Raw genomic sequence first — 10,178 nt, 5'->3', positions numbered from 1 at the left:
TGGACATCTCGCCGCCTGCGCATCCCTTCCATCGTCTTCACTTGTCAAACAGCAGCGGAAGCCTTCGCTTCCTATCCCCTCGCTTCAAGCCCGAAGCTCTCTGCGGGAGGCGGGCTTATACGCTAACCCGGTACAGCGTGTCAAATCTTTTTTTCTCAACGAGTTCCGAAGATTTCTTCATCTCCGTCTCCCGCCCCGCTTCGTCGCTCACGCGGTTCGTTGCGGGAGGCCGGTTTCTACGCCCCCGGCCCGTGCCTGTCAACCGTCTTTGACACAAAAAATTACCAGAAGCCGGAAATCATCGCGCCGGGCAGCCGGCATGGCCTACCCCGCGCTGGCCAGCAGACCCCATAAATGGGCGAGCGAGGCCGCACCGTCGGTTCCCTGGACCGAACGGAAGGCTTGCGCCGCCTTGTCCTTGCGGCCGGCCGCCAGATAGGCGCGGCCGAGATGCAGCCGGGCCTCCTCGGGACTTTTCACCCCGCCCCTGGCGAGTCCCTGCTCTATCAGGGAGATGGCCTTGTCGGGCTGGCCGTACCCCAGATAGGTCACGCCGGCGCTGACCAGTGCTCCACCATCCGGCCGGGCTGCCGCCTCCTTCTCCGCACCGGCGAGGCCCCGCAGATCCTCGGAGGCGTTGCGTGTCGCCAGGTCACGCAATCGTTTGTGACGGTCCGCGTCCGCGCCGGTGCCCAGGATGCCGGCTCCGAATCCCTTGTCGATCACGGCCTTCGCCTCGCCTGGATAGCCCGCCTGCAACGCCAGTTCGATGAAATCCACATAGGCGTCCGCGCCCGAGAGGGCTCCCACGGCCAGGGCCAGACGCCCGCGGTCGAGGGCAAAATGCCCGCCCAGCTTCCCCCCGGCTCCGGCTCGCCGGAGGAGCTCGGTCCAGTATTCCGGTGTGGGATGGTGGATCACCAGCTTTTCCAGCGCCGCCACGGTGGTTGCCTCGTCGTTGCCCTTGACGCCGGTACTCAGCAGCAATTGCAGTTGGGCTTCGGTGACGGGACGGTGCGCCCCCTCCTCCTCCTTGATCTGCTCGCGCAACGTCTTTCCGGCGGCGGTATAATCCCCGGCCAGATAATAGGACTGGGCCAGCAAGGCGCGGGTCTGCGGATCGCTCCCTCCCTCGCTCACATAACGGTTCACCCAACTGGCGGCCTTGGGATAATCCTTGGCCTGGTAATAGAAACCGGCAATCGCCTGGATCAGCTTCAGCGGTTCGGCCGGCGGCCGGCCGGCGGCCAGCACCGCTTCGTAGGACTTGGCGGCCGTGCGATAGTCGCCCGAACCGGCCGCCGCCGCCCCGCGCAGTTGCTCGATCACTCCGTTTTCGAACTCGGTCAGATCGCCGACAGCCTCGGCCTCGCGCAATTTGGCCAGAGCCTCGCGGTATTTTTGCTGTTTGATCAACTCCTGGGCCGCCTGCAGCGGCTTGCCCACCTCGGCGCGGACGGTATTGTCGGCGGCCAGGGCCATGTCCATCCGGATCACGAGGGGAACGAAAGACGACACGGCGGCCAGAAGAGCCGCCAAACGAAAAATACGGAAAATCCTCATCACCTTTACCTTGCAGATCTCCGGCGCGACGGCCGTGCGCCGACGCATTGCCGCCTATTCGATGAATTGCTCGTTGCCCACCACGCCGATCTTGGTCACCCCCAGCCGCTGCGCCGAGGCCAGCACGGCCGCCACGAATTTGTAGGTGGCAAGCTTGTTGGGACGCAGATGCAACTCCGGCTGGTCGGGAGCCGCGACGACAGCCCGCAAGTGATCATCGAGGGCTTCCCGGTTGGGGATGACCTGTCCGTTCCACAAGATGGTCCCGTCGAAATCCACGTCGACGGTCACCACTTGCGGCGGCGTCGACGCCGCCGGCGGAGTCCCCACCGGCATGTCCAGCTTCACCGCATGGGTCTGAATGGGAATGGTGATGATCAGCATGATCAGCAGCACCAGCATCACATCGATGAGCGGGGTGGTGTTGATCTCCATCATCACCTCGGGTTCGCCGGTCTCGCCGGCCGACGGTAGGTTCAATGCCATGACATTTCCCTTCGTTCAGCCACCGTGGGCGGGCGGCTCGGTGATGAAGCCGACCTTGGCGATGCCGGCGCGTTGGCAGGCCATCACCACCCTGCCGACGAATTCGTAGCGGGCAGCCTGGTCTCCGCGGATATGCACCTCGGGCTGCGGCTCGCGGGGAGCCACCTCCTTCAGCCGCTCGAACAGGGTGTTCACGTCGGCCAGGGGCTGGTCGTTCCAGAAGATGCCACCGTCCCTGTCCACCGAGATATTGACGTTCTCGGGCTTGGTCTGGGTCGGCTGATTGACCTCTTTCGGCAACGCCACCGGCACCGAATGCGTCACAACGGGAATGGTGATGAGGAAGATGATCAGCAACACCAGCATCACGTCCACCAGCGGCGTGGTGTTGATGGCCGAAAGCATCTGGTCCTCGCCCTCCTCCGAGGGTCCGATGGTCATTGCCATGGCGTCAAGCCACCCGCGCCACGCCGGCGGCGGGGAACGATCGACGCTGACGCTTGCCGGCCAGCAACGCCGAATGCAGGTCGGAACCGAAATAGCGCACCAACTCCAGAGCCGCCTTGTTGCGCCGAACCAGCCAGTTGTAGCCGAGCACCGCCGGCACCGCGACGGCAAGCCCGATGGCGGTCATGATCAGGGACTCGCCCACCGGGCCGGCCACCTTGTCGATGGAGGCCTGGCCGGCGATGCCGATGGCGGTCAGCGCGTGATAGATCCCCCAGACGGTGCCGAACAGCCCGATGAAGGGGGCCGTCGAACCGACGGTGGCCAGGACGGCCAGACCGCCCTGCAGCCGGCTGGTGATCTGCTCGATCCCCCGCTGAACGGACTGGGCCAACCAGGTGTTGAGATCGATGGTCTGCACCACCTCGTCACGATGATGTTCAAGCGCCGCGAGCCCGGCGCCGGCCAGATAGCGGAAGGGGCTGCCATCCTTCAGTTTGGCAACGCCCTCGGCCGGCGTGCCGGCCTTCCAGAATTCCTCGTTGGCCTCCTTGCCGCGACGAAAAAGACGCGACTGTTCGATCAGCTTCGTCACCAGGACGTACCAACTGCTCACCGACATCAGCACCAGCACCAGCAGAGTGCCCCGCGCGATGAAATCGCCCTGCGACCATAGAGCATCCAGCCCGTAGGGATTTTCCACCACCTGGATGGCCGGCGCGGCCTCCTCGGCCGCCACGGCGACCGTGGCGAAGACGGCGACACTTCCCGCGGCGACCAGCGCGCACGCGGCCAAACGACGAATCAACGACATGATATTGCCTCCAAAATTCCCAACGCGCCAAGCGGCGCGCGCTTTAATCAAGCTTCCAGACATAGCGGATCTTAGCCCACGACTGCTCGGGCACGCCGTCCACGCTCCCCGCCTTGAAGCGGCACTTGGACAGTGCGGCGATGGCCGCCTCGTCGAGGCGTGAATGACCGCTGGAGCTGTCCACCTTGCTTTGCAGCACGCTCCCATCCACATCGATGAGGAATTGCAAGATGACGGCGCCCGTCTCCTCGAGCCGCCTGGAAACGGCCGGATATTCCGGCTGACGGCAGGACCGGGCGGCGTCGATGACCGGCGGAACCCGGACGGCGGCGCGCACCACCGGAGCCTCCCGCACCACGGGCGGCGGAGAGGGCTCCGCCGGCTTCACCGTGGTCACCGCGGCAATCGCCTTGGGCGGCGGCGTCCTGACGACCACTTCCGGCGGCGGAATGTAGGGCGGCGGCGGCGCCTCCAGCTTCGGCGGCGGCGGCAGCGTCCTCTCGGGCGGGGGCGGCGGCTTGATCTCCTCGATGATCCTCGTCTCCAGAGGCTTGCGCAGCACCTCCACCGCCTGGCGGCCAAGCCCGGTGGCCAAAGCGTAAATGAGCACCCCATGGAGCAGCAGCACGACGGCAAGCCCCGCGAAACGCCGAGACGGAAGCGGTTGCTGGGCGAACTCCATTAGAATTACCTCATAATTTGTGTAATACAGATCTAATCTATAAATTAGATGGGTTAATAGCAAAAACCAAGCCTCTTTCGTCAACGAATGTCAGATCGCCGGGTGTGCCGCCAAAACCGCCTCGTCAATGTCGCTGCCCCAGCCCGGACGATCGCTCAGAATCAGCCGGCCCTTTTCGACGATGATGGGATGGGTCAGAAAGTCGGCGACCCAGGGGGCTTCATCCCATCGGTACTCCATGATGCGGAAGTTCGGGATCGAGGCACAGAAGTGGGCGCTTTGCAGGCTCGCCAGGCCGGGCAGAGGGTTATGCGGCGCGACATTCAGCTCATGGGCGTCGGCGAGAGCCGCGATCCTCGCCGCCTGCCACACGCCGTTGTAGTTCGCGTCGATAATGGCGACGTCCACCGCGTAGTTCTGAAAAAACGGAAGGAATTCCCGCTGGCCGTAAAGTGTTTCCAGAGATGCGATGGGTGTGGATGTCGTGCTTCGGATAAAGGCCAGAGACTGCGGATCCTTGCTCTCGATTTCCAGCCAGGTGAGGTCCAGGGGCTCCAGCGCCTTGGCGATGCGCCGGAAACCTTCCGTGCGCTGATTGAAGGCGAGGTCGATCATCAGGCCCGCGTCCGGCCCCAGCCCCGCCCGGAACGCCTCCAACTGCTCGACGATGCCGTTGATGAAAGCCCGTTCGGGGTTCCGGTCGGTGAACAGTTTCCCGGGCTCCAGACGCCAGCCACCGTTGAACATACTCAGCCGGCCCCGTTCGAGGATGACGGGATTGGTCTTGACCGCCTTGAACCCCAGTTCCACCGCCTCTCTGGCCAGGCAGGAAAGGTCGTCCAAGGTGCGGATGGGGGGAAGCCCCAACTCCTTTTCGTAAAAATCCGCGCGCGCGACCCGGAAACTGCCACAGTGCGTCCAATAAAGGTCGATGTCGCGCCGGAACGGCCCTCCGAACAACGCATAGACCGGCACGCCGAGCGCTTTGCCCTGGATGTCCAACAAGGCGTTTTCAATGGCGGCGATAGCCAGATGATTGAGCCCGCCCATGGCGTGGAAGGTGCTGGAATGCAAAGTCATGCTGATCCGCCCGACTTCGCGTGGATCAAGTCCGGTGAGCCGTTCGGCGAACCCGCGGATGACGCCGGTGACGCCGGCGCGGGCATCGCCGTGATCGGGATACTGACTCCAGCCGACGATGCCTTCATCGGTGGTGATTTTCAGGAAAGAGTGCCTGCTGTAACCGCCGTTGGCGTGCAAATCTTCGATCTTGACGATTTTCATGGAGCCGAATCCTGAAGCTGCCTACCGAAAGGGGCGGAGTTTTCCGCACATGGGAATTGAGAAACACTCGGTCCGTCGGCGATGCACCAGGCAGCCTCGGCCGGCGACATGACGGTGATCGAATCGCCAACCCTGACCGGTTGCGTCGCCGGAAGTTCCGCCTGAATACGGCCGCAGCCGTTCTCGATGACAAGTGAACGGGAGGCACCACGAAACCAGGCGGAGGCCACCTGTCCGGTGAACACCATGTCGCCGTCGCCGATGGCGACGGTCCTGGCGATCAACGAGAAAGTCTCCGGACGGAACATGACCCTGACCGGACTGCCAGTGGAGAACGCCCTGGCGGACAGGCACCGGCCCCGATGAAGGTCCGATCGCACCTGCAACTGGTAAAGGCCGTCGGCAAGGTACCGGCAGTCCTCGACCGTGGCGGGAAACAGATTGGGGGAACCGAAGAAGGTCGACACTGCCAGATTGTCGGGACGGAAATAAACCTCCTCGGGCGTGCCGATCTGGAGAACCCTTCCCTTGTCCATCACCACCACGCGGTCCGACAGGGACAGGGCCTCTCCCTGGTCATGGGTCACGTAAAGTGCGGTAATGCCGGTACGGCGCTGGAGAGACCGCAGATCCTCGCCCATTTTCAGACGCAGTCTCGCATCGAGATTGCTCAACGGCTCGTCGAGCAGCAGGACGTCGGGCTTCGCCACGATCGCCCGGGCGATCGCCACCCGCTGCTGCTGACCGCCCGATACGGCCGTAGCAGGACGCTGGGCGAGCGCGTCGAGTTCCACCAGGCGAAGGGCGGCCTCGACCTCCGAACGCAGATCATCTCCCCTCCGCCCCCTTACCTTCAGCGGATAGGCGACATTGTCGAAGACGGTCATGTGGGGCCAGATCGCATAGGACTGGAAGACCATGCTGAGGGCCCGCCGCTCCGGCGGCAGGAACAGGCCGCGGGCCGGATCACTGACCACCTTGTCTCCCAGCAGGATCGAGCCTTCGTCGGCATCCTCGAGTCCGGCTATCATGCGCAAGGTCGTGGTCTTGCCGCAGCCGGAGGGCCCCAGCAAGGTCACGAGCTCGCCCTGATGGACCTCGATGTCGACGCCGTCCACGACCCGCTGACCGCCAAAGCTTTTGGAGATATTCCGGAGAGAGACGTTAGACATGAACTTGGTTCGCCAGCGGCGCCCCCGCCCGATAACGTCCAATGTTGTCGGCCACCACCGCGCAGATCCGACCGATGACCCTGGCGCTGCCGGCGCCGGCGACATGCGGAGAGATCACCAGGTTCGGAGCCTGCCAGAGCGGGGATTCCGGAGGCAGCGGCTCGGGCTCGGTGACATCGAGCAGGGCGGCGGACAGCCGGCCTTCGTGCAAGGCATCCGCCAGGGCACCGGGATCGACGGTGCCGCCGCGCGATACGTTGACCAGCACGGCACCGGGCTTGAGGAGCGCCAGTTCGGAAGCGCCGACGATGTGACGGGTCTCCGGCGTCAGGGCGATGGTGACGGCGAGCACGTCGCTTTGCGGCAGAATTTCCGGCAGCGCGGACAAGGGATGCATCTCGTCGGCGAAGGGATCCGCGTGCGGTCGGCGTGTCACGCCGATCACCCTGGCATCGAAGGCCTTTGCCCTGGAGGCGAGATTGCGCCCCACATGGCCGTAACCGAGCACTGTCACCGTCTGCCCTTCCAGGGCCGCGATCGGCGGAAGGAAGGTCTTGTTCCATTCCTTCCTCGATGAACGCGCCCAGACTTCGGAAAGGCGTCGCTGCTGCGCCAGAACCAGGGCGAGCGCGTGTTCGGCGACCACCGGAGCCACTGCCCCCCCCTGGTTGGTGACGACGATACCCTCCGGCACGCCCAGGGAAGCCAGCGTCTCGTAACCGGCGGTTACCACCTGGATCCAGCGGACCGAATTTCCCGCGTCCGACAGGGCGGCCATCAGCGCCCTGCCTTCGTCCAGTCCGGGATTTTGGATGACGATGGCGTCGGCACCGGGTAGCCGGTCGATCAGTTCGGCGAACGCGCCGCAACTCTCGTAATCGACGAGGGGGCCGGCATCGGCCAGATTCTGCGCCACCTTGCAGGCAAGGGGTCCGGCAAACAGGATTCGCATCGAAAGACCTATCCCTTCAGAGTTTTCCGTAAATTTCCTGAGCGAGCTTCAGGTTTCCCGCCGATTTTTCGTCGGGCGCCATGAGCAGGCGGGGCGCTTCGAGCAACTGCCGCACCTCGGGCGGCATGTCGGGCGAGTCCACCTTTGTGACGGGAGCATTGCCGTCGGCCTCGATAAGCCGCTGGGCGGTCGGGCTGAGCAGGAAATTGAGGAACAGCCTGGCGGCATTGGGATGGGGGGGATTGCGCAGGACGGCCGCATCGAAGCGCGCATTCAGCGCCCCCTCCCTGGGAACGATGTATTTGATCGGCAGGCGCCCGCCTTTCTTCAACTCGTCCACATAGAACCGCGGATTGTCGATGATGATCGAGATCTCGCCCAGCAACAGACGCCGCCGGAGCCCTCCCAGATCCATGGTGACGATCGGCTCCAGCCCGCGCAGCCGTTCCTCGTAGTCGCGACCGTAATTCTCGATCATGGCGCCGAAACGAGCCGAGCCGGAACTGGGCACCCTGGGATCGTCGAGACCGATCCTTTTGCGCCATTTCGAATCGAGCAGGTCGAGCCAGCTCGTCGGTTCGGCCCCGGGAGCGACCCGACGGGTATTGATCAGCAATCCCCATTGGGCGAAGCGGACGGGAACGGCGTTCTCGTCGACCGGGATCTCGGGGCGGACCAGGGACAGGTTGGGTAGCGGCCCGTGGGGCTCGAGATTGCCGTCACGCTGATGGGTGGCGATGCTGCCGGCCCCATTGATGGTGACGTCCCCATGGAAGCGACCGGAGATCTGCTCGGTGCGGATGCGCTCGGGGAATTCATTTCCGCGTCCACCGACATGGTCAACCCGGATACCGTATTGACGCTCGAATTCGTCGAACAGGAATTGACCGCCGCCGCCGCTGGACGTCGAATAGACGGCGACCGCCCCTTCGCTCTTGGCCCTGGCCTCCAGTTTTTCCCAAACGTCGTCCCGGGCCTGGACGGACAGGGAGGCGAACAGGGCCGACAGGATCGCAGCGGCGGCGAACAAAGCCCGCGCGGATGAAGCGGAATAGATGATCATACCGGCCTTACCCCTCTGTTGAGAAAACGGTGATGCGCCCAGCGCATGAGGACGACCAATAGCAGGAGAAACAGGCCGATGACGCTGACCTGCTCTATCCGACCGTCATTCCAAAGGCGGTACAAGGTGATCGAAAAAGTCTCGGATCCCGCCGAGTAGAGCAGGATCGCGGCGCTCATCTCCCTCAGGATTCCAAAGAACACCAACAGCCAGCCGACGGAAAGGGACGGCCAGACCAGGGCCAGGGTGATATGCCACTGCGTCTGTAGCCACGAAGCGCCGGCCACCCGGGAGCACTCCTCGAGATCGCCGGAAATCTGCGCATAGGCGGACGACATGACACGGACCGAGACCGGCATGCACAGAGCCACGTCGGCGATCAGCATGGCACCGATCGTGCCGTAGAGGGGGATGCCCGGAGGAAGCAGGGCGAAAACCCACAGAAATCCCACCGCCATGACCATGCCCGGCATCATCCAGGGAAGCCACGCCAGGAATTCCAGCAGACGGCGGCCCCGAACCCTCGTCCGCATGGTGGCATAGGCGACGACGCTTCCCAGGGCCATCGTCGAGACGGCCCCACCCACCGCCAGAACCAAGGTGTTGATAAAGGAGCGCCGGATCGAGGGGTTGGTCAGTACCTCGCGATAGTGCTCAAGGGTCAGCATGTCCCAGCGGTAGATGCCGAAATATTCGAAGAAGGATCCGGAGATGAGCTGCAGAACCGGCAGAATGACGGCACAAACCACGAAAAAGGCGCACGGAAGAAAGGCCAGCCAGCGCCAGCGCCCGAGGACCACCGTCCGCGGCGTGTAACCCTTGCCGGTAACGGTCTGGAAACGCCGCCCCTTCAGGATACGCCATTGGACGAGGACCAGGAGGAACATCAAGACGATCATCGTGAAGCTCAATGCCGTGGGATACTGATAGCTGGGGTTTTCCTCCTGGGTCACTGAAAGATAGATTTGCGTCGCCAGCATGCGGATACCGGCCTGGGAGCCGTAAAGCAGGGCCGGCTCGAAGGCCTCCATGCCCCTGATGAGGCTAAGCAGGAAGCAGCTCGAAAGAGCAGGCAGCATCATTCCCAGCGTGATCCGGAAAAACGTCTGGTAGGGCCTGGCGCCGGCGAGCCGGCTGGCGTCCTCCAATGACGGATCCATGGCACGGAAGACGTCAACCAGCAGCATGAACAGAAAGGCCGTCGACATTTGGACCATCAGCCAGATGACGCCGGCATAGGAATAAATGTCGAGCAGTGGATCGGCGTCGCCGGTCAGCGTCTGCCACGCGACGTTTAGGATTCCAACCGAAGGATTGGCCAGCATGCCCCAGACGGTGGAAGTCAGAATGGGCGGAATGAAGATGGGAAACGTGATCAGAACTTCGAGGGCCCTGCGGCCGGGGACGTCCGTCCGCGCCACCAGCCAAGCCAGCACCGTCGCGAAGGCCAGCGAGATGGTGGTATTGGTGGCGGCGATCCGGAACGTCTCGAACAGCAGCTGTGCGTTGTCCAGACTGAGAACCGCCCGGTAGCCGTCGAGATTGAAGCCGCCGGGCAGTCCCGGGCGGGTGGTATGCAGGCTGCCGTAGAACAGCATGCCGAGCGGCCCCAGGGTAAGCGCGGCCAGCACCACCATCAGCCAGGCCACCCCGGGTTCAGGCCCCTGCCTGAGAAGCCTGCCGAGAGACGGAGGGATCGAAATGCTTCTCACGAC

The 10,178-nt window shown here is 63.8% G+C and carries 10 protein-coding genes; all 10 read right to left on the bottom strand.

The features are described 5' to 3' along the window. Positions 1 to 324: 324 nt before the first annotated feature. The gene (locus tag CWS72_RS21555) at positions 325 to 1,611 is read right to left on the bottom strand and encodes a tetratricopeptide repeat protein (protein WP_101252712.1); all 1,287 of its coding nucleotides are present in this window, start codon (positions 1,609 to 1,611) and stop codon (positions 325 to 327) included. A gap of 6 nt (positions 1,612 to 1,617) precedes the next feature. Further along, positions 1,618 to 2,049 (bottom strand): ExbD/TolR family protein, encoded by a 432-nt coding sequence (locus CWS72_RS21550; RefSeq protein WP_101252711.1) that lies wholly within the window; start codon positions 2,047 to 2,049, stop codon positions 1,618 to 1,620. Positions 2,050 to 2,064: 15 nt separating this feature from the next. After that, a complete protein-coding gene (locus CWS72_RS21545) occupies positions 2,065 to 2,496 on the bottom strand; it encodes an ExbD/TolR family protein (RefSeq protein ID WP_101252710.1) in 432 nt (143 codons plus the stop codon). 4 nt (positions 2,497 to 2,500) lie between these two features. Further along, on the bottom strand, positions 2,501 to 3,310 hold the full coding sequence (locus CWS72_RS21540; protein ID WP_101252709.1) for a MotA/TolQ/ExbB proton channel family protein: 810 nt from the start codon (positions 3,308 to 3,310) through the stop codon (positions 2,501 to 2,503). 43 nt (positions 3,311 to 3,353) lie between these two features. Further along, a complete protein-coding gene (locus CWS72_RS21535) occupies positions 3,354 to 3,992 on the bottom strand; it encodes an energy transducer TonB (RefSeq protein ID WP_101252708.1) in 639 nt (212 codons plus the stop codon). A gap of 90 nt (positions 3,993 to 4,082) precedes the next feature. After that, positions 4,083 to 5,276, bottom strand: coding sequence for a mandelate racemase/muconate lactonizing enzyme family protein (locus CWS72_RS21530; protein ID WP_101252707.1), 1,194 nt, complete (start codon positions 5,274 to 5,276; stop codon positions 4,083 to 4,085). Beyond that, positions 5,273 to 6,448, bottom strand: a complete 1,176-nt coding sequence (locus CWS72_RS21525) for an ABC transporter ATP-binding protein (protein ID WP_101252706.1) — start codon at positions 6,446 to 6,448, stop codon at positions 5,273 to 5,275. Before CWS72_RS21525 ends, CWS72_RS21530 begins: the two co-directional genes overlap by 4 nt. After that, positions 6,441 to 7,400: a D-2-hydroxyacid dehydrogenase gene (locus CWS72_RS21520; RefSeq protein WP_101252705.1), complete on the bottom strand. Its 960-nt coding sequence runs from the start codon at positions 7,398 to 7,400 to the stop codon at positions 6,441 to 6,443. Before CWS72_RS21520 ends, CWS72_RS21525 begins: the two co-directional genes overlap by 8 nt. A 16-nt stretch (positions 7,401 to 7,416) precedes the next feature. Then, positions 7,417 to 8,463, bottom strand: a complete 1,047-nt coding sequence (locus CWS72_RS21515) for an ABC transporter substrate-binding protein (protein WP_101252704.1) — start codon at positions 8,461 to 8,463, stop codon at positions 7,417 to 7,419. Then, entirely contained in the window at positions 8,460 to 10,175 is a 1,716-nt protein-coding gene (locus tag CWS72_RS21510; RefSeq protein ID WP_199175858.1) for an ABC transporter permease, read from the bottom strand. The genes CWS72_RS21515 and CWS72_RS21510 overlap by 4 nt, the downstream gene beginning before the upstream one ends. Positions 10,176 to 10,178: the final 3 nt, after the last annotated feature.

Origin of the sequence: Telmatospirillum siberiense, assembly GCF_002845745.1 — a bacterium.
Lineage (GTDB): Bacteria > Pseudomonadota > Alphaproteobacteria > Rhodospirillales > Magnetospirillaceae > Telmatospirillum > Telmatospirillum siberiense.
The sequence above is the reverse complement of the archived record's forward strand: the minus strand, read 5'-3'. Positions and strand labels throughout refer to the sequence as shown.